Raw genomic sequence first — 20,575 nt, forward strand, 5'->3', positions numbered from 1 at the left:
GCATGGGTTTTCTCAAGATCGATCATGTCACCAAGAGCTTCGGCGCGCTGACGGTGCTGCATGAGACGGATATCGCCGTCGAAGAAGGCGAGTTCCTGGTGCTTGTCGGCCCGTCCGGCTGCGGCAAGTCGACCCTTCTCAACATGATTGCCGGCCTCGAGCCGACCTCCAGCGGCGACATTTCCATCAATGGCCGGTCGATGAACGGCGTCAGGCCTGCGGACCGCAACATCGCCATGGTGTTCCAGTCCTATGCGCTCTATCCGAACATGAATGTCGGCGAGAACATCTCCTTCGGTCTGGAAATGCACGGCGTGCCGAAGGCCGAACGCGACAAGGCGATCGACCAGGTGGCCGATCTGCTGCAGATCAGGCATCTTTTGAAGCGCAAGCCCGGCCAGCTTTCCGGCGGCCAGCGCCAGCGCGTCGCCATGGGCCGGGCGCTGGTGCGCGACCCGGATGTGTTTCTGTTCGACGAGCCGCTTTCCAACCTTGATGCCAAGCTCCGCGTCGACATGCGCACGGAGATCAAGAAGCTGCATCAGAAGCTCGGCACCACAATCGTCTATGTTACCCATGACCAGATCGAGGCGCTGACGCTCTCGACCCGCATCGCGGTGATGTTCGGCGGCCATGTGCAACAGCTCGGCACGCCGAAGGAGATCTACGACAATCCGGCCAACATGTTCGTCGCCGGCTTCATGGGCTCGCCCTCGATGAACCTGTTTCCGGCGAAGATCGTCGACAGGGACGGCAAGGCGGCGGCGGAATTCGCGCTCGCCGATGGCGGCACGGCGCATCTGCCCTTCCCCGGCGACGCCATGGCCGCGCATGAGGGCCGCGACATCATTCTGGGCGTGCGTCCGGAAGCGGTCACCGATGAGCTCGGCGCCGACCGTTCGTCCAATGCCGTCCACACGATCAACGCCAAGGTCGAAGTGATCGAGCCCGCCGGGTCCGACCTTTTCGTCGTTACCCAGCTTGGCGGCAAGGAGGTGACGGCTCGTTTCCGCGCCGATGTCGAGGTGAAGCCCGGTGACAGCTTCCCCTTCGCCGTCAACATGGAAAAGGCGGTCGCCTTCGATCCCGAAACAGAACAGCGCATCGGGTAAGCCATGAACCGGTCACCCGACGTGGTCATCATCGGCTCCGGTATGGGGGGCGCGACGCTTGCCGCCGCGCTTGCCCCGACCGGGGCCGAGATCGTCATCCTGGAACGCGGCGAACAGATCCCTGACGATGCGCCGGTGCGCGATCCCGACCGCATCTATAAGAACAGCGCTTTCCGCTCCGACGAGACCTGGCTGGATGCGGAGGGAAAGCGGTTTTCGCCCGGCAATTACTACAATGTCGGCGGCAACTCGAAATTCTACGGCGCGGTGCTGCTGCGCTATCGCAGCGAAGATTTCCAGGCGATGGAGCATGAGGGCGGCATCTCGCCCGCATGGCCGTTTCCCTACGAGACGCTGGCGCCTTACTACGAAGCAGCGGAAAAGCTCTACCGTGTGCGCGGCGATGTGACGAGCGACGCCACCGAGCCCGCCCATGACGGCCCCTACCCCTTTCCCCCGGTTCCCGATGAACCGGCGGTCGCCGCCGTGCGAAAAAGGCTGGAGAAAACGGGTGTCCATCCCTTCACCCTGCCCCTCGGCGTCGATATCGACACCTGGCTTTCCCATGGGGCCGATGGCTGGGATGGCTATCCCGATATCCGCTCGGGCAAGATGGACGCGGAGACCTGCGGGCTTGCGGCGGCATTGTCTCATGACAATGTGACGCTCGTCACCGGCGCGCGCGCCACCGGGCTCGAAGCCGAACCCGGCGGGCGTCGCATTGTCCGCGTCAGCTACGACAAGGGCGGCGAAACCGTGACGCTCACCCCGCGCTTCGTTGCCCTTGCCGCCGGCGCGGTGCAGAGCGCGGCCCTGCTGCTGAAGAACGGGCTCGCCAGTTCCTCCGATCAGGTCGGCCGCAACTTCATGAACCACAATGCCTCGGCGCTGATCGCCTATGATCCGCGCTTTGTGAATGACAGCACCTACCAGAAGACCTTCGGCATCAATGACTGGTACTTGAGCGACGGGCATAACGGGCCGCCGCTCGGCAATGTCCAGCTCCTGGGCCGGGTGGTGCCAAAGATCCTGAAGGCCAGCGTGCCGTCCCTGCCGATGGCGGCCTGCCGCCATATCTCGCGCCATGCCGTCGATCTCTATGCCATATCGGAGGATCTGCCGGACCCGGAAAGCCGGATTGTCGTCAAGGGCGATGACATCCAGCTTATCTGGCGTCGTTCCAATATGGCCGCGCACCACAAGCTTGTCGAAAAGACGAAGAAGACGCTGAAGGCCGCCGGCTTCCCGATTGTGCTGTCGCGGCTTTTCGATGGCCGCGTGCCCTCGCATCAATGCGGCACGGCGCGCATCGGCAGCGATGCGAAAACGGCGGTGCTCGACCCCGATTGCCGCAGCTTCGACCATGATAATCTGTTCGTCACCGATGCCTCGGCCCTGCCGACCTCTGCCGCCGTCAATCCGGCGCTGACGGTCGCGGCGCTTTCGATGAAGGCGGCGGACGCGATGAAGAAGGAGTTCGGCGCATGAGCGGCAGTCTGGCACTGATCACCGGCGGCCAGCAGGGAATCGGGCTTGGCATCGCATCGGCTCTGGCTGAAGCGGGGTTCGATATCGCGATCGCCGCCGAGGCGGCGCCGGATGCGCCGGCCGTGACGGCGGCGCTGGAAAAGCTCGGCGGCAAGGCCCGCTATTTTTGCCATGACATGCGTGATCTCGATCGCATCCCGGCGCTTCTTGATGACGTCGAGGCGAGGATGGGGCCGGTGACGACGCTTGTCTCCAACGCCGGCGTCGGCGCGCCGGTCAGGGGCGACATGCTCGACCTCAAGCCGGAAAACTTCGATTTCGTCATGTCGGTCAATCTGCGCGGCGCCTTCTTTCTGGCGCAGGAGGCGGCCCGTCGCATGGTGGCGCGGGAGGCGGAAACGCCCCGGTCGATCATCTTCATCACCTCCGTGAGCGCCGACATGGTGTCGGTGGAACGCGCCGAATATTGCATCTCCAAGGCGGGTGCGGCGATGATGGCGCAGCTTTTCGCCGCGCGTCTGGCGGCAGACGGCATTTCCGTCTTCGACGTCCGCCCCGGCATCATCGAGACCGGCATGACGGCAGGCGTGAAGGACAAATACACCGCCCGCATCAAGGACGGCCTTGTGCCCGCCGCCCGCTGGGGCACGCCGGAGGATATCGGCAGGGCCGTGCTGCCGCTCGCCGAAGGCCGCTTCACCTTCGCCACCGGCACGGTGATTGCCGCCGACGGTGGATTGTCGATTGCGCGGCTTTGAGGGAGGCTCAGCGACCACCGATCTCCCCCCTTGAGGGGGAGATGCCCCGACAGGGGCAGAGGGGGGTGAACCTTTTCCCGGAGCACGGCGCCCGCGGCTCATGCCCATTACCCCTCTCTGTCGCTTTCGCGACATCTCCCCCTCAAGGGGGGAGATTGTTTGGGGGCTTCGGTGGCCTACCGTTCAGCCGGGGAGACAATACGGGTTGCGCGACAAAATTCTATTTGGAACGTTCCTAATCTCATGCTAGAAGGCCCTCGGGAGGAAAGTGCATGGCCTATGATTTCATCATTGTCGGCGGCGGTTCGGCCGGTTGCGTTCTGGCAGCAAGGCTGTCGGAAAACCCTGAGGTCAACGTTCTGCTGCTGGAAGCCGGCTCGCGCGACAGCCACCCGTTCTATACGCTGCCCGCTGGCTTTGCGAAGATGACCAAGGGTATCGGTAGCTGGGGCTGGCACACCGTGCCGCAAAAACACATGGACGGCATGTCGATCCGCTTCACCCAGGCCAAGGTGATCGGCGGCGGTTCCTCGATCAATGCGCAGATCTACACGCGCGGCAACCGCCTCGATTACGACGAATGGCGGCAGATGGGCTGCACCGGCTGGGGTTATGACGATGTCCTGCCCTTCTTTAAAAAAGCCGAGGACAACGACACCTACGACAATGAATACCATGGCAAGGGCGGCCCGCTCGGCGTTTCCAAACCGGCGGCCCCGCTGCCGATCTGCGAGGCCTATTTCAAGGCGGCCGGCGATCTTGGCATTCCCTTCAACGCGGACATGACCGGCGAGAAACAGGAGGGCGTCGGTTATTACCAGTTGACCCAGAAGCACGCCCGCCGCTCCTCCACGTCCAAGGCCTATCTGGCGGAGGCTCGCACCCGCAAGAACCTCACCATTCGCACCGGCGTCGAAACGCGGCGCCTGCGTGTTGAGAACGGAAGGGTCACCGGCGTGGAAACGGCGAGTGGCGACGTGATCACGGCCGCGCGCGAGGTGCTGCTGTCCTCCGGCGCCATCGGCTCTCCGCGCCTGCTGATGCTCTCCGGCATCGGCCCGAAGGCGCATCTCGGCGATGTCGGCATCGAGGCGGTGTTCGATCATCCGGGCGTCGGCGCCAACCTGCAGGATCATCTCGACCTCTTCACCATTCTCGAATGCGCCGGCGACTTCACCTATGACAAATATGCCGAGCCCTTGTGGTCGGCGGTCGCAGGCCTGCAATATCTCCTGACGCGCAAGGGACCGGTGGCCTCCAGCCTGTTTGAGACCGGCGGCTTCTGGTATGCTGAAGAGGGCGCCCGCTCGCCCGATATCCAGTTTCATCTCGGCCTCGGCTCCGGCATCGAGGCGGGCGTGGACAAGATGAAGAACCCCGGCGTGACGCTGAATTCGGCCTATCTCCGACCGCGCTCGCGCGGCAGCGTCCGGCTGAAATCGGCCAATCCTTCCGATGCGCCGCTGATCGACCCCAATTACTGGGCCGACCCGCATGACCGCGAAATGTCGATCCGCGGGCTGAAGCTTGCGCAGGAGATCATGCATCAGAAGGCGCTTGCCCCCTTCATCAAGCGCGAGATGATCCCCGGCCCTAAGGTGAAAACGGACCAGGACTATTTCAACTATGCCTGCCGCCATGCCAAGACCGACCATCACCCCGCCGGCACCTGCCGCATGGGCAATGACGATCGCGCTGTTGTCGACCCGGAGCTGAAATTCAACGGTCTTGACGGCCTGCGCGTGGTCGATGCCTCGATCATGCCGACGCTGATTTCGTCGAACACCAATGCGGCGGCGATCATGATCGGGGAAAAGGCCGCCGACATGATTGCCCGCGAATACGGGTTTTGAGGACTTGCGGAGCATGAGCGGAGGAGGCAAGAACGATCCAGCAGGAAATTATATGGGCTTGCCGTTTGGCATGGAAGCGTTTCTGTTCCGGGAGGCTTGCCACCCACAATCTCCCCCCTTGAGGGGGAGATGTCGCGAACGCGACAGAGGGGGGTATCGGGCATGAGCCGCAGACGCCGCGCTCTCGGAAACGGTTCACCCCTCTCTGCCCCTTTCGGGGCATCTCTCCCTCAAGGGGAGAGATCGTCGGGTGCCTGGGGCGGAAGCCGAACACAACAAAGGGAATAGTAAGTGGCGAAACGACCGACGATCATTGATGTGGCCCGCCATGCGGGGCTTTCCAAGTCGACGGTTTCGCTCGTCCTGCAGAATTCGCCGCTGGTCAAGCAGGAGACCCGCAAGCGCGTCGAGCAATCGATGCAGGCGCTGAACTATGTCTACAATCGCGCGGCGGCAAACCTGCGCGGGGCCGAGGCCGGGCTGATCGGACTTGTGATCAACGATCTCAGAAACCCCTTCTTCGCCGAATTCGCGGCGAGCGCCCAGATGACCTTCGCCGAACACGGCTTCGCCACCGTGATTGCCAATACCGACGAGGACATCGCCATCCAGGATCAGGTGATCGCCTCGATGGTCGAGCATGGCGTTTCGGCGCTGATCATGTCGCCCGCCTATGGCGATGACGGCGCGGTGTTCGAGCGGATCGCGCGCGCCGGCATTCCCGCGCTGCAGGTGCTGCGCATGGCCAATGCCGATACGGCCCGTTTTCCCTTCGCCTCGCTTGACTACGAGGCCGGCAGCATCGCCGCCGCCCGTCACCTGGTTGAGATCGGCGCGAAGGATATCGCCTTCGTCGGCGGCCTGCCGGACAGGGCGGTCACCCATGAGCGCATGGCCGGCTACCGGGCCGTGATCGCCGAGACCGGCGCCGAGCCCTTTACCCTGCTCGGCCGGCCGACGCGAGCCTTCGGACGCGATGCCGCGCTGAAGCTTTCCCGAGATCATCGAAAGCTTGATGCGGTGCTCTGTTTCAACGATCTGGTGGCTCTCGGCATGCTTTCGGGCTTTGCCGAAACGGGCGTCGCCGTCGGCCGCGATATCGCGCTGATCGGCTTCGATGATATCGAGGAATGCGCGCTGGCCTTTCCCAAGCTTTCCTCCGTCCATTGCGATATCGGCGCCTTCGGCCGCAATGCGGCGGCCACCATGCTGGCATGGCTCGAGACGGGCGCGCGGCCGCCGGAAAAGGCCTATTCCCCCGTCACGCTCACCGTCCGCGACACCAGTGGCGCAGGCTAGAGCGCCGTGCGTCCATCCGGACGCACTAACTAACCTATTGAAACTATGCATCGTGCGACTGACCGGTATCGCCGGACGCGTCGGGCTCTTCCTTCGTGCGCATCGAAGGACCAAAACCGGCCTGCGCAACGTCGCAAAAGGCGGAGCCGCCCCAGGTCTTCCCCTCTCGACAGCTCCCTCACATTCGCCCGGCCTGTGCCACAGATCGCGATGTCGCGATTTCGGCGACATCGTTATGAGCGCCGGCACGCGGTCCTGCGGCACGGAAGAGGCCCTCAGAATTTGCTCTTTTAGAACAATGGATTGCATCATTCGCCCAAAGTATGAGCATTCGCCCACTTGACACTTTGCAGCAAATAATGGGTAATTGCCCACATCGTAAGCTATTGCTCAATTCTGAGGGAGGAACGAGTATGAGACTGCACACGATACTTCTGGGCGCATGCTCGCTTGCGGCGCTCACCGGCGTCGCTTCGGCCGAAACGCTGACCATTGCCACCGTCAATAACGGCGACATGATCCGCATGCAGAAGCTCACCGACGATTTCACCGCGCAGCATCCCGATATCGACCTTGAGTGGGTCACGCTCGAGGAAAACGTGCTGCGTCAGCGGGTGACCACCGACATCGCCACCAACAGCGGCCAGTACGACGTTCTGACCATCGGCAATTACGAGGTGCCGATCTGGGCCAAGCAGGATTGGCTGCTGGCGCTCAATGACCTGCCGGCCGATTATGACGCGGGCGATCTTCTCCCGGCGATCGCCGGCGGCCTCTCCGTCAACGACACGCTTTATGCAGCGCCTTTCTATGGCGAAAGCGCCATGGTCATGTACCGCACGGATCTGGCCGAAAAGGCCGGCGTGACCATTCCGGCCGAGCCCAAATGGGACGACATCAAGAAGGCGGCCGCCGCCATGACCGACAAGGATGCCGGCATCTACGGCATCTGCCTGCGCGGCAAGGCCGGCTGGGGCGAGAACATGGCCTTCCTCGGCGCAATGTCCAATTCCTACGGCGCACGCTGGTTCGACATGGACTGGAAGCCGCAGTTCGACACGCCGGAATGGAAGGCGACGCTGACGGATTATCTGGACCTGATGAACAATTACGGTCCGCCCGGCGCCTCCTCCAACGGCTTCAACGAGAACCTGGCGCTGTTCCAGCAGGGCAAGTGCGGCATGTGGATCGATGCAACGGTCGCCGCCTCCTTTGTCACCGATCCGGATGAATCCAAGGTCGCGGATTCGGTCGGCTTTGCGCTTTTCCCGGAAAAGGGCGATCTCGGCAATCGCGGCAACTGGCTGTGGTCGTGGAACCTCGCCATCCCGGCATCCACGCAGAAGGCGGATGCGGCCAAGGCCTTCGTCGCCTGGGCAACCTCCAAGCACTACACCGATCTCGTTGCTGAACAGGACGGCTGGCGCGCGGCCCCTCCCGGCACCCGCACCTCGCTTTACGAGAATGCCGACTACAAGAAGGCTGCTCCCTTTGCAGAGATGACGCTGGAATCGATCAACGCCGTCGACACCAAAAAGCCGTCGGTTCAGGACATTCCCTATACCGGCGCGCAGTTTGTCTCGATCCCGGAATTCCAGGGCATCGGCACGGCGGTCGGCCAGCAGTTCTCGGCAGCTCTTGCCGGCAACACCACGGCCGAGCAGGCGCTCTCGAACGCTCAGCAGCTGACATCGCGCGAGATGATGAAGGCCGGTTACCCGAAATAAGACTTCCTCCTGAGGGCGGTCGGAACCCGTTGTCCGACCGCCCGCCTTTTTTCTTCTTGCTGAACTGATTTTGAAGAGCCGCCGCGCGATTTGCCGACGGCGGCTCTTTTGATTTCCTGTGCCGGCCAAAGACCGGCACGGAACCTTGAAGATGTGACGCGGCCGCCAATCCGGCCTGCCTCACCGAGCGGGGAACACCGAAATGGCGACGACCCATACCCAAAACGCGGCGCGGCTGATGATGGCGCCCTCGGTCATTCTGCTTCTGTTATGGATGATCGTTCCGCTGTCGATGACAGTCTACTTCTCCTTCCTCAGGTACAATCTCCTGATGCCGGGAACGGAGAGTTTCGCCGGCTTCATGAACTACCGCTTCTTCCTGACAGATCCCGCCTTCTTTCAGGCGATCGGCAATACGCTGATCCTGGTCGGCGGCGTGCTGTTTGCCACCGTTGTCGGCGGCATCGCGCTGGCGCTTTTGCTTGACCAGCCGATCTTCGGCCAGGGCATTGTCCGCATTCTGGTGATCGCCCCCTTCTTCGTCATGCCGACGGTTTCGGCGCTTGTCTGGAAGAACATGCTGATGAACCCGGTCAACGGGTTGTTTGCCTCTCTCGCGCGCTTCATCGGCATACAGCCGATCGACTTTCTGTCGTCGATCCCGCTTACCTCGATCAGCCTGATCGTCGCCTGGCAATGGCTGCCTTTCGCCACGCTCATTCTGCTGACCGCGCTTCAGTCTCTGTCGGAAGAGCAGAAGGAAGCCGCCGAAATGGACGGCGCGAACGCCTGGAACCGGCTGGTCTACATCATCCTGCCGCATATGGCCCGCGCCATCACCGTCGTGGTGCTGATCGAGACGATCTTCCTGCTTTCGGTTTTTGCCGAAATCCTGGTCACCACCAATGGCGGCCCCGGAACGGAAAGCACCAACCTGACCTATCTCGTCTACATGCAGGCGCTTCTGCAGTTCGCCGTGGGCGGCGCTTCGGCCGGCGGCATCATCGCCGTCATTCTCGCCAATATCGTTGCGATCTTCCTGGTGCGGATGATCGGCAAGAACCTGGAGGACTGACAATGGCACGCCAGGTCACGACACAGAAAAAGCTGGCCTTCACGCTTCTCGCGTGGGTCGTCGCGCTGCTCATCTTCTTCCCGATCCTGTGGACGGTGCTGACGAGCTTCAAGACGGAAAGCGAGGCCGTTTCCTCGCCGCCCTCCTTCCTGTTCTTCCAGTGGACGCTGGAAAACTATGTGGAGGTTCAAGCGCGCTCAAATTACTTCCATCACTTCTGGAATTCGGTGGCGATCTCGCTCGGCTCCACGGTGATCGGCCTGTTGATCTCCGTGCCGGCCGCCTGGGCGATGGCGTTCTCGCCGACGAAACGCACCAAGGATGTGCTCCTGTGGATGCTCTCCACCAAGATGCTGCCCGCCGTCGGCGTGCTGGTGCCGATCTACATCATCTTCCGCGATCTCGGCCTCCTCGACACCCGCATCGGCCTGATCGTGGTGATGATGCTGATCAACCTGCCGATCATGGTGTGGATGCTCTACACCTACTTCAAGGAAATCCCCGGCGAGATCCTCGAGGCCGCCCGCATGGACGGCGCGACGCTCGGCAAGGAGCTGATCTACGTGCTCACCCCGATGGCTGTGCCGGGCATCGCTTCGACCCTTCTTCTCAACATCATCCTTGCCTGGAACGAAGCCTTCTGGACGCTCAATCTGACGGCCTCCAAGGCAGCACCCCTGACAGCCTTCATCGCCTCCTATTCGAGCCCGGAAGGTCTGTTCTACGCGAAACTCTCCGCCGCCTCGACCATGGCCATCGCGCCGATCGTCATCCTCGGCTGGTTTTCGCAGAAGCAGCTCGTACGCGGGCTCACCTTCGGCGCGGTTAAATAAGGACAAGACCAATGGGCAGCATCAGACTCGAAAACGTCTCCAAGCATTTTGGCGAACATGCGGTCATCCCGTCGATCGACCTTGAAATCAATGACGGCGAGTTCGTCGTCTTTGTCGGTCCCTCGGGTTGCGGAAAATCCACGCTTCTGCGCCTGATCGCAGGATTGGAGGATGTCTCCGGCGGCCGCATCCTGATCGATGGCGACGACGCCACCGCCAAACCGCCGGCAAAGCGGGGACTGGCCATGGTGTTCCAGTCATACGCGCTTTATCCGCATATGAGCGTTCGCTCCAATATCGGATTCCCGCTGAAGATGGCGAATATGGACAAGGCCGAGATCGACCGCAAGGTCAACGAGGCGGCGAAGATCCTCAACCTCACCGACTATCTGGAGCGCAAGCCCCGCGCGCTTTCCGGCGGCCAGCGCCAGCGCGTCGCCATCGGCCGGGCGATCGTCCGCTCGCCGGAATGCTTCCTCTTCGACGAGCCGCTCTCGAACCTCGATGCGGCGCTTCGCGTCAATATGCGGTTGGAAATTTCCGAACTGCATCAGCAGCTTGGCGCAACCTCCATCTATGTGACCCACGATCAGGTGGAAGCAATGACCATGGCCGACAAGATCGTGGTCCTGCGCGCCGGCAACATCGAACAGGTCGGCTCGCCGCTTGAACTCTACCGCAGCCCCGCCAACCTGTTTGTTGCAGGCTTCATCGGCTCGCCAAAGATGAATTTCATCGACGGCAAGACGGCCGAGGAATTCGGCGCCCACACGATCGGCATCCGCCCGGAACATGTCGCCCTTTCCACCGAAAGCGGCAGGTGGAAGGGCAAGGTCGCGGTCTCCGAACATCTGGGCTCCGACACCTTCCTGCATGTCGATGTGCCGGAACTCGGCCATATCACCACCCGTACCGATGGCGAGTTTCCGGTCCGTCACGGCGATACGGTCTTCATCTCGCCGGATCCGGAGCGGCTTTACCGTTTCGACGCAAACGGCCTGGCGGCCCAGTAGATCCTCGTGTCGCCTTCAACGGAATACCGACAATGCCAAAAGCGGAACACAGAAAATGACCAAGCCTCTTAACCTCGCAAGCCTTGAGCAGCACGCGGACAAGGCAGCTATTCCGGCCTATGACCGCGACAGCCTTTCCGCCGGCATCCTCCATTTCGGCGTCGGCAATTTCCACCGGGCGCATCAGGCGGTCTATCTGCATCAGCTCTTCAACAAGGGCCGCGATCTCGACTGGGCGATCGTCGGCGCCGGCGTCATGCCCTCTGATGCGAAAATGCGCGAGGTGCTCGCAGCGCAGGATTTCCTGACGACGGTGGTGGACCAGGAGGCGGACGCCAGCGAGGCAACGATCACCGGGGCAATGATCGACATGATCGCGCCGCCCGACTATGCGGCGATGATCGAAAAGCTCGCCGACCCGGCAATCCGCATTGTTTCGCTGACGGTGACCGAAGGCGGCTATTTCATCGATCCGGCGACCGGCAAATTTGACCCGACCCACCCGGCAATCGTTGCCGACGGCGAAAATCCGGACACGCCGAAGACGGCCTTCGGCCTGATCATCGCCGGCCTTCGAAAGCGCCGGGCGGACGGCGTTCCGCCCTTTACCGTGATGTGCTGCGACAACATCCCCCATAACGGCGCGGTGACGAAAGCCACGGTCTCGGGCCTTGCCGAACTCTCCGACCCCGATTTCGCTAGCTGGATTCGCGAGAACGTCGCCTTCCCCAATGCCATGGTTGACCGGATCACGCCGGCCACCGGCAAGCGCGAACGCGACATCACGCGCGAGGAATACGGCATCGAGGACAACTGGCCTGTCTTCTGCGAAGGCTTCAAGCAATGGGTGCTGGAGGATGACTTTCCGCTCGGCCGCCCAGCGCTGGAAGAGGTCGGCGTCACCTTTGTCGAAGATGTCAGCCCCTATGAGCTGATGAAGCTCCGGATCCTGAACGGCGGCCATGCTGCGATCGCCTATCCGGGCGAACTGCTCGACATTCATTTCGTCCATGAGGCGATGGAAAACGAACTGATCGCCGCCTTCCTCGAAAAGCTTGAGAACGACGAAATCATTCCGATCGTTCCGCCCGTGCCCAATACAGATCTCACCGGTTATTACGAGCTGATCGCCCGCCGTTTCGCCAATCCGAAGATCGGCGACACGATCGAGCGGCTGGCGCTGGACGGCTCAAACCGTCAACCGAAATTCATCCTGCCCTCCACCGCCGCCCGCCTTGAGAAGGGCCTCGATGTCGTCGGCCTCGCCCTGGTTTCGGCGCTCTGGTGCCGTTACTTCGAAGGCACCTCCGACAGTGGCCGCGAAATCCGCTTCAACGACGAAAGCGCGGACCGCCTGCACAAGGCGGCGCTTGAAAGCAGGCAGGACCCGATGATCTTCCTTCAGGAACGCGCCATCTTTGGTTCGATCGCCGACAATGAGGTCTTCCGCGGGCGCTTTTCGGCGGCGCTTGAAAGCCTGAGGACCGCCGGAACCGCTGAAACGCTGAAACGCTATATCGCCGGCGACCTGGCATAGGCCATCCGGCTGAAACAGATACGCGCCTGAAGCGCCCGGCACCTCTCCTTCTCCTCACGCGCGCGGCTTCGCGGGGCGCGGCCCTGCGCTGCCGGAAGGTTTGACGAAACGAATAATCTCGTCCACTTTGTGCGAAAATACTGACAGGTGGGGGAGCGTGCAGGATGCGCGATCATGTGATTGCGGTCGATGTCGGCACGGCAAGCGTCAGGGCAGGCGTTTTCGATAAATCCGGGATCATGCTCGCCCGCAAAGTGGAGCCGCTCAGGCTGCGCCGCCCGGGCGCGCGGCGCGGAGAGTATGTTTCCGAAGACATCTGGCAGACGACGGCAACAGCCGTGCGGGCCGCGCGACTTGCGGCCGGTCTCGGGCCCGAGCAGGTCGCGGGACTGGCCTTCGGCGCGACCTGTTCGCTGGTGCTGCTTGACGAATCCGGTCGGCCGCTGCCGCTCTTTGAGGACGAGGCCGGAACCTACGACACGCTCGCCTGGTTCGATCACCGCGCCGAGGCCGAAGCGGAAGAGCTGAGCGCCACCGATGATCCGGCGGTGCGGCATTCGGGCGGATCGATCTCGCCGGAAATGCAGGTCCCGAAGCTCTTGTGGCTGAAGCGCAATCGCCCCGATCTCTGGCAGAGGGCGGGCGGCTTCTTCGACCTCGCCGACTATCTGGGCTATCGCGCCACCGGCAATCCGGCGCGCTCGGTCTCCACGCTTGTGACAAAATGGTTCTACAGGGCCGGCAGTGACGCGCCGTGGCCGCGCGCGCTTCTCGGAACTTTCGGCCTTGATGACCTTCCCGAAAAGGCGGGCGCCGCCCATGCGCCCTGCCCGCCTGGCGCCTCCGTCGGCAGACTGACGAGCCAGGCGGCCGAGGCTCTGGGGCTTGATCGCGATGTCGCGGTTGCGGCCGGCATGGTCGATGCCTATGCCGGAGCCCTTGGCGCGCTCCCTGTGCATGGGGCCAAGGCCGCCGGCGAATTCGCGCTGATTGGCGGGACCTCGAGCTGTCTTATCGGCGAGAGCTGCGACCCGGTCTTCGCGAAAAGCCTCTGGGGGCCTTATTTCTCGGCAATTCATGAGGACCAATGGGCGTTCGAGGCCGGCCAGTCTGCAACCGGCGGTCTGCTGAACCATCTGCTCGAGATCCATGCAGAGGGAGGGCCGGCAACGGAAAGCCGCCATCAACAGGTGATCGCCCGGATCACCGACATGCTTGCCGAGAACGGACCCGGCTTTGCCGACGGACTGGACATCCTGCCGGATTTTCACGGCAGCCGCTCACCCTTTGCCGATCCGACCATGACCGGGATGATCGCCGGCCTGACCCTCGACAAATCCTTCGACGGGCTCTGTAAGCTCTACTGGCGCGCCTCGATCGCCATTGCCCTTTCGCTGAGACAGATCCTCGAACATCTGGACGAAAACGGCATTCCCGCCACCCGGCTTCATCTGGCCGGCGGGCATCGGAGAAACCCACTTCTTTCAAGGCTATACGCCGACGTGACCGGTCTTCCCGTACATATCTCGCCAACCGAGGATGTCGTGCTCCTGGGCTCCGCCATCAACGCCGCCGCCGCTTCGGGTCTTTATCCGGGCCTTGGCCAGACGGCGGCACAGATGCAGGCCGCCGCCAGTATCCTCGAACCCGATCCGGCCTTTGGTGATTACTACCAACACCAATATGCCCGCCTCAAAATCCTGCAGGCCTGCCGGGATCAACTCGCTCGGCATAACGTGTTCCCGTGAGCAACCCTATCCGTCGCTGCCCGCCCTTGCCTTTCGTCAGGCTCAAGTCACATTCTTGCCACTTTTCGCTTGACCGCACGCGCTGTGGTTGCGACACATGGTTTACGGGTAGTTAACAGTTACCGTGGGGGCCGGAGACATGACGAAAACCTATCTCAAGCTGGTGAGTGCGGTGGCGCTGACAGCGCTTGTAGGCTGCAGCGGAGGCGGCAGCAGTGGCGGGGGCATCGACATGGGGCCGGTTGGCGGCGGTGATATCCCGACCGGGCCCAGCGGCCCTGCACACAATGCGATTGGGTACTCTGCAGTCGTCGATGAAAGTGGCGAGACTATCGGCTGGCAGTCGGGTGACGCCAGTGCCATGGTCACGCCTAACGACGACGGGACGGTGACGGTACGAATTACCGAAGGAGCCTATGCCGGCGAAGAGCGAACTTTTACACCCAGCAGCGATAGTGGCGGGGCAGGCGGTCAGGCAACCGCCTATATGACCACCTACGATTTTGACGGTGATCCGATCTCCGCATTCATTGCCGCTCGCACTGACGCTGATGACAAGTTCGCATTCTATGCTTTCCGTTCGACAGAGGGTCTTACCCGCAACATGCCGACGAGCGGCAAGGCACAATACCAAGGGGAGCACACCGGTCTCGCTACTAACTCCGACGGCACTTCCGCTGCAATTAATGACCTCTTTGTCGCCAGTGTCGATTTCTCCGATGCGACACTTACGGGCGACATCTATCCAGCGTATCCGTCTGGACCGAATCGTGAACATGTATATAAAGTGGTATCTTTCGATGGCACAATCAACGGCGCCGAATTCCAGTCTGACAGAGGTACGATTGCGTTCAGCGAATTCGTCACGACACCAGGGAGTCCCACAAAGAACATTTACGGTCGGGACACAAGTGTGATCGATCAAAATACGTCTGCTGTGGAAGGCGCCTTTTATGGTGATGCGGCAGCGGCCATGGGGGGAACCTTCGTCATCGATGGTCAGGGTGCGCTGGAAGGAAACCACCTTATCGGCGCCTTCAAAGCCGAGCGTGGTGAGATTAGTCAACCATACTCCCCACCTTCACTGCCGCCACTACCGGAAATTCCGCCGACCTTTCCTACGGGAGGTTAATAGACATGCAGATACAGAAAGACATAAAGATTTCTTTATGTCTTTCTTGTCAGTTTCCTCCCAGGCTGATACTAACGGTGCAAACCGTGCGTTGCCCGCATGACCGGGCGTGACGCCGCACCGTCCTTTTGCCTCGGGAGTTATCAATGAGCGCCACAGAAGATTTCATCGTTGCCGATATCGCGCTGGCCGATTACGGCCGCAAGGAACTGGATATCGCGGAAACCGAAATGCCGGGCCTGATGGCCGCGCGCGAGGAGTTTGGCGAAAGCCAGCCGCTGAAAGGCGCGCGCATTTCCGGTTCGCTGCACATGACAATCCAGACCGGCGTGCTGATCGAGACGCTGAAGGCGCTCGGCGCCGATGTGCGCTGGGCGTCGTGCAACATCTTCTCCACCCAGGACCATGCCGCCGCCGCGATCGCCGCCACCGGCACGCCGGTCTTCGCCGTCAAGGGCGAGAGCCTTGAGGAATACTGGTCCTACACTGACAGGATTTTCCAATGGACAGACGGCGGCCAGTCGAACCTGATCCTCGATGATGGCGGCGATGCCACCATGTATATCCTGATCGGCGCGCGCGCCGAAGCCGGCGAGGACGTGCTCTCCAAGCCGGGTTCGGAAGAAGAAGAAGTGCTGTTCGCCCAGATCAAGAAGCGCATGGCAGAAACGCCCGGCTTCTTCACCAAACAGCGCACCGCACTTCTGGGCGTAACCGAGGAAACGACGACGGGCGTCAACCGACTTTACCAGCTTGCGCGCGCCGGCCAGCTCCCCTTCCCGGCGATCAATGTCAACGACTCGGTCACCAAGTCGAAATTCGACAACAAATATGGCTGCAAGGAATCCCTCGTCGATGGTATCCGCCGCGCCACCGACGTGATGATGGCGGGCAAGGTCGCCGTCGTCTGCGGCTATGGCGATGTCGGCAAGGGCTCTGCCGCCTCGCTCTCGGGCGCGGGCGCTCGGGTCAAGGTGACGGAAGCCGATCCGATCTGTGCCCTTCAGGCCGCGATGGACGGTTTCGAGGTCGTGCTTCTGGAAGATGTCCTTTCCACGGCCGACATCTTTGTTACCACCACCGGCAACAAGGATATCATCCGCCTCGAGCATATGCGCGAGATGAAGGACATGGCGATCGTCGGCAATATCGGCCATTTCGATAACGAAATTCAGGTTAACTCGCTGCGCAATTACAAGTGGACCAACATCAAGCCGCAGGTCGACATGATTGCCTTCCCTGACGGCAAGCGGCTGATCCTTCTCTCCGAAGGACGCCTCCTGAACCTTGGCAATGCCACCGGGCACCCCTCCTTCGTTATGTCGGCATCGTTTACCAACCAGGTTCTGGCGCAGATGGAAATCTTCCAGAACCGCGACAAGTACGAGAATACCGTCCACGTCCTGCCGAAACATCTCGATGAAAAGGTCGCGCGCCTTCATCTCGACAAGCTCGGCGCGAAGCTCACCGTGCTCTCCGAGGAACAGGCCGCCTATATCGGCGTGACGCCGGAAGGCCCGTTCAAGCCGGACCATTACCGCTACTGATCAGCGATACGATGAAAGAAGGCCGCGGCGGACCAGAACGGTCGCCGCGGCCTCTTTAATGCGCGAAATCCAGTGGACTGTCGCGTTAAAGCGGCGGCGTGCCGTTTTCGAAAAGGGCATTGCCGGCGAAATAGAGCGAGCCGCCGATCAGGATCCGGGGCGGCGGCTGATCGGAGCGCGCGCGCAGGCAGATCGCGGCCAGCGCCTCGCCGATCGAGGAAACCGGCTCAGCCGACAGTCCGGCATCGGCCGCGGAAGACGCCAGCGCAACCGGATCAATGAAGGCTTCAGTTCCTCTGATCGGAGCGCAATAGACGTAGTTGGCAAGCCCGGCAAAATGCTCGAAAAAGCCAAACGGATCCTTTGTGTTGATCATGCCGATAATCAGGAAAAGCGGACGCGGGTCGCGTTCCTCGAACCCGGCAAGCGCCTCGGCGATTACCTCGCCGGCGCCGGGATTATGCCCGCCGTCCAGCCAGATCTCGCTGCCTTCGGGCGCTGCCGTCACCAGGTCGCCTTCGTGGAGGCGCTGCAGGCGCGCGGGCCAGAAGACGTTGCGCATGGCCTTTTCGGCGGCCTGTTCGTCAATGGAAAAGCCGGCCGCCTTCACCGCCGAGATCGCGGCCGCCGCATTGGCATATTGGTGGCGGCCGGGCAGAGCCGGCAAGGGCAGGTCCATCAGCCCGTCGCCATCCTGGTAGACGAGGCGACCGTGCTCCTCATGCGCATTGTAGTCCTGGCCATAGAGATGCAGCGGACAACCGAGCCTGTCGGCCGTGGCGATCAACACTTCCTCGGCAGCTTCGTATTCCTGCTGGCCGATCACGACGGGCACGCCCGGCTTCATGATCCCGGCCTTTTCGGCGGCAATCAGTTCGACACGGTCGCCGAGATAGGCCTGATGGTCTAGCGAGATCGGCATGATCACGCTGACGGCCGGCTTGTCGATGATGTTGGTGGCGTCGAACCGGCCGCCAAGGCCGACCTCAAGAATAACGACATCGGCGGGAATTTCGGCAAACAGCACGAAAGTCGTCGCCGTCAGCAGTTCAAACACCGTGGCCGTCGCGCCGGCATTGGCCGCTTCCACGCGTTTCAGCGTTTCGGCGAGCAACTGGTCGTCAACATAACCGCTGGCCCCGCCTGGTCCCCCGATGCGGAAGCGCTCGTGCCAGCGCACCAGATGCGGCGAGGAATGGACGTGGACGGAAAGGCCGCTAGCCTCCAGCAGCGCGCGACAGAACGCGCTCGCAGAGCCCTTGCCGTTGGTACCGGCAATGTGGATCACCGGCGGTAGCGCAAGATGCGGATTGCCGAGTTTTTCAAGAAGGATCCGGATCCTGTCGAGCGACAGATCGAAACCCTTGGGATGCAATTGCATCAGGTGATCGATCACACGCTCGGCCGCGCCGAAGGAATGGTTGTCCATGATTGGTCCGATTTCCGCAATGGGGGCCGCTCGCCGACGGCCGCTCCCTGCTATAGTTCTGTTTCGGCGGAGCGGACCGTTCCCCGGCATTGGGCCGGGACGGATCTGCCGCCGCGCTGCCATGCCCGCCAGGCCGGCATGGCCACCTCCTCCGTCTGCGCCGCCTCAGTTTTGCGGCGTCGGCGCCTGATCTCTTTCGAGCTTTTCATGCGGCGTCTCATCCGCAATCGCTTCCTGATGTTTCGGCGCTTCCAGCATGGCCGTCGACGTCGGCGGCGCGCCTGTCATGATCTTCAGCACGCGCGCCAGCGTCTCGGGAATATCGTGGCGCTTGACCACCATATCCACCATGCCGTGGTCCAGCAGATATTCCGCCGTCTGGAAACCGTCGGGCAACTGCTCGCGGATGGTCTGTTCGATCACGCGGCGGCCGGCAAAGCCGATTTCCGCGCCCGGTTCCGCAATGTGCAGGTCGCCCAGCATGGCGTAGGAGGCGGAAACGCCGCCGGTCGTCGGGTTGGTGAGCACGACGACATAGGGAAGCCCCGCCTCGCGCATCAGTTCCACCATCACGGTGACGCGCGGCATCTGCATCAGCGAAAGCACGCCTTCCTGCATGCGCGCGCCGCCGGAAGCCGGGAAGATCACCAGCGGGCAATGTTCCTTCAGCGCCCGGTCGAAGGCCTGGATGATCGCCTCGCCTGCGGCCATGCCGAGCGAGCCGCCAAGGAACTTGAACTCGTGCACGACGGCGACGAGCTTCAGGCCCTCAAGCGTGCCGACGCCGGCGATGATCGTGTCTTCCTGGCCGGTCTTGGTGCGGTTTTCCTTCAGCCGGTCGGCATATTTCTTGGAATCGCGAAACTTCAGCGGGTCCTGCGCCACCTTCGGCTGCGGCAGGTCCTCGTACTGGCCGTTGTCGAACAGGTCGGCAAGCCGTGCGCGGGCCGGCATCTTCATGTGAAAACCGGAAGACGGGATCACCCACTTGTTTTCTTCAAGATCGGTGTGAAACACCATGGCCCCGGTTTCAGGACACTTGATCCACAAATTCTCGGGAACCTCGCGCCTGCCGAACATGGAGTTGATCCGCGGCCGCACATAATTGGTTATCCAGTTCACCAAATGAACCTCCTGAATAGAATTGCCTGCGGTTTGCCAGATTTACTCCGCCGCCGCAAGCCGGGCGTCGCGCACGCCGCTTGAAAGCCCGCGCACGAAGGTGGCAACGGCGTCCACCGTGTCCTTGCCGCCCTTGCCATTGGCATCGAGCGTGCCGGCGATCTGGTTGACGACCGCCGTGCCGACCACCACGCCGTCGGCGGCCGCGCCGATCAGACGGGCATGTTCGGCCGTCTTCACGCCGAAGCCGACGCAGACGGGAAGATCGGTATGCGCCTTGATGCGCGAAACGGCAGCGCCAACCTTTGACGGGTCCGGCAGCGCCGAACCGGTAATGCCATTCATCGAGACGTAATAGACGAAGCCGGAGGTGTTGTTCAAAACCGTCGGCAGGCGCTTCTCGTCGGTCGTCGGCGTGGCGAGGCGAATGAAGTTGAGCCCCTTTGCAAGCGCCGGGAGGCAGAGCTCCTTGTCCATTTCCGGCGGCAGGTCAACGATGATCAGCCCGTCGATCCCGGCCTCAAGGGCAGTGTCCACGAAGCGCTCGACGCCGTAGACATAGATCGGGTTGTAATAACCCATCATCACGATCGGCGTGTCGGCGTCACCCTTGCGGAATTGCCGGGCAAGCTCCAGCGTCTTTTCCAGCGTCTGTCCGCCCTGCAGCGCGCGCAAGCCCGCCATCTGGATCGCGGGGCCATCGGCCATCGGGTCGGAAAAGGGCATGCCAAGCTCGATCACGTCGGCACCGGCCTTCGGCAACGCCTTCATGATCTCAAGCGAGGTATCGAAATCGGGATCGCCACCCATGAAATAGGTGATCAGCGCCGGCCGGCCCTCGGCCTTCAGGGCTGCAAAGCGTTTTTCCATGCGTTCGGTCATAGTCTAGCTCCGTGGCATCC

General features: G+C 62.1%; 16 protein-coding genes. 13 read left to right on the forward strand and 3 right to left on the reverse strand.

The annotated features are described in order from the left end of the window. The first annotated feature begins 2 nt into the window (after positions 1-2). From GGR30_RS05345 to ahcY, 13 genes are all read left to right on the forward strand, one after another. Positions 3-1,112: an ABC transporter ATP-binding protein gene (locus GGR30_RS05345; protein ID WP_183483283.1), complete on the forward strand. Its 1,110-nt coding sequence runs from the start codon at positions 3-5 to the stop codon at positions 1,110-1,112. Between the two features lie 3 nt (positions 1,113-1,115). Next, positions 1,116-2,600 carry a GMC oxidoreductase gene (locus GGR30_RS05350; protein WP_183483285.1) on the forward strand — a complete coding sequence of 495 codons (1,485 nt, stop codon included), beginning with the start codon at positions 1,116-1,118 and terminating at the stop codon, positions 2,598-2,600. Then, a complete protein-coding gene (locus GGR30_RS05355; RefSeq protein ID WP_183483287.1) occupies positions 2,597-3,358 on the forward strand; it encodes a 3-ketoacyl-ACP reductase in 762 nt (253 codons plus the stop codon). Before GGR30_RS05350 ends, GGR30_RS05355 begins: the two co-directional genes overlap by 4 nt. A gap of 272 nt (positions 3,359-3,630) precedes the next feature. Continuing rightward, positions 3,631-5,211 carry a GMC family oxidoreductase gene (locus tag GGR30_RS05360; protein WP_183483289.1) on the forward strand — a complete coding sequence of 527 codons (1,581 nt, stop codon included), beginning with the start codon at positions 3,631-3,633 and terminating at the stop codon, positions 5,209-5,211. Positions 5,212-5,502: 291 nt separating this feature from the next. Further along, a complete protein-coding gene (locus GGR30_RS05365; protein WP_183483291.1) occupies positions 5,503-6,510 on the forward strand; it encodes a substrate-binding domain-containing protein in 1,008 nt (335 codons plus the stop codon). Positions 6,511-6,923: 413 nt separating this feature from the next. Continuing rightward, on the forward strand, positions 6,924-8,237 hold the full coding sequence (locus tag GGR30_RS05370) for an ABC transporter substrate-binding protein (RefSeq protein WP_183483293.1): 1,314 nt from the start codon (positions 6,924-6,926) through the stop codon (positions 8,235-8,237). A gap of 202 nt (positions 8,238-8,439) precedes the next feature. Continuing rightward, positions 8,440-9,312 (forward strand): carbohydrate ABC transporter permease, encoded by an 873-nt coding sequence (locus tag GGR30_RS05375; protein WP_183483295.1) that lies wholly within the window; start codon positions 8,440-8,442, stop codon positions 9,310-9,312. A gap of 2 nt (positions 9,313-9,314) precedes the next feature. Next, positions 9,315-10,145: a carbohydrate ABC transporter permease gene (locus GGR30_RS05380; protein ID WP_183483297.1), complete on the forward strand. Its 831-nt coding sequence runs from the start codon at positions 9,315-9,317 to the stop codon at positions 10,143-10,145. 11 nt (positions 10,146-10,156) lie between these two features. Further along, positions 10,157-11,158: an ABC transporter ATP-binding protein gene (locus GGR30_RS05385; RefSeq protein WP_183483299.1), complete on the forward strand. Its 1,002-nt coding sequence runs from the start codon at positions 10,157-10,159 to the stop codon at positions 11,156-11,158. A 55-nt stretch (positions 11,159-11,213) separates the two neighbouring features. Continuing rightward, entirely contained in the window at positions 11,214-12,695 is a 1,482-nt protein-coding gene (locus GGR30_RS05390) for a mannitol dehydrogenase family protein (RefSeq protein WP_183483301.1), read from the forward strand. Between the two features lie 164 nt (positions 12,696-12,859). After that, positions 12,860-14,443 carry an FGGY-family carbohydrate kinase gene (locus tag GGR30_RS05395; protein WP_183483302.1) on the forward strand — a complete coding sequence of 528 codons (1,584 nt, stop codon included), beginning with the start codon at positions 12,860-12,862 and terminating at the stop codon, positions 14,441-14,443. A gap of 139 nt (positions 14,444-14,582) precedes the next feature. After that, the gene (locus tag GGR30_RS05400) at positions 14,583-15,575 is read left to right on the forward strand and encodes a transferrin-binding protein-like solute binding protein (protein ID WP_183483303.1); all 993 of its coding nucleotides are present in this window, start codon (positions 14,583-14,585) and stop codon (positions 15,573-15,575) included. Positions 15,576-15,721: 146 nt separating this feature from the next. Beyond that, positions 15,722-17,122 (forward strand): adenosylhomocysteinase, encoded by a 1,401-nt coding sequence (gene ahcY / locus GGR30_RS05405; RefSeq protein ID WP_183483304.1) that lies wholly within the window; start codon positions 15,722-15,724, stop codon positions 17,120-17,122. 85 nt (positions 17,123-17,207) lie between these two features. Here the strand turns inward: ahcY and GGR30_RS05410 are convergent, their stop codons facing one another. The 3 genes from GGR30_RS05410 to trpA form a co-directional block, all read right to left on the reverse strand. Beyond that, the gene (locus tag GGR30_RS05410) at positions 17,208-18,551 is read right to left on the reverse strand and encodes a bifunctional folylpolyglutamate synthase/dihydrofolate synthase (protein ID WP_183483305.1); all 1,344 of its coding nucleotides are present in this window, start codon (positions 18,549-18,551) and stop codon (positions 17,208-17,210) included. 165 nt (positions 18,552-18,716) lie between these two features. Then, positions 18,717-19,673, reverse strand: a complete 957-nt coding sequence (gene accD, locus GGR30_RS05415; RefSeq protein ID WP_183483306.1) for an acetyl-CoA carboxylase, carboxyltransferase subunit beta — start codon at positions 19,671-19,673, stop codon at positions 18,717-18,719. A gap of 42 nt (positions 19,674-19,715) precedes the next feature. Continuing rightward, positions 19,716-20,555 (reverse strand): tryptophan synthase subunit alpha, encoded by an 840-nt coding sequence (gene trpA / locus GGR30_RS05420; protein WP_183483307.1) that lies wholly within the window; start codon positions 20,553-20,555, stop codon positions 19,716-19,718. Positions 20,556-20,575: the final 20 nt, after the last annotated feature.

This window comes from Martelella radicis (assembly GCF_014196625.1).
Taxonomy (GTDB): Bacteria; Pseudomonadota; Alphaproteobacteria; order Rhizobiales; family Rhizobiaceae; genus Martelella; species Martelella radicis.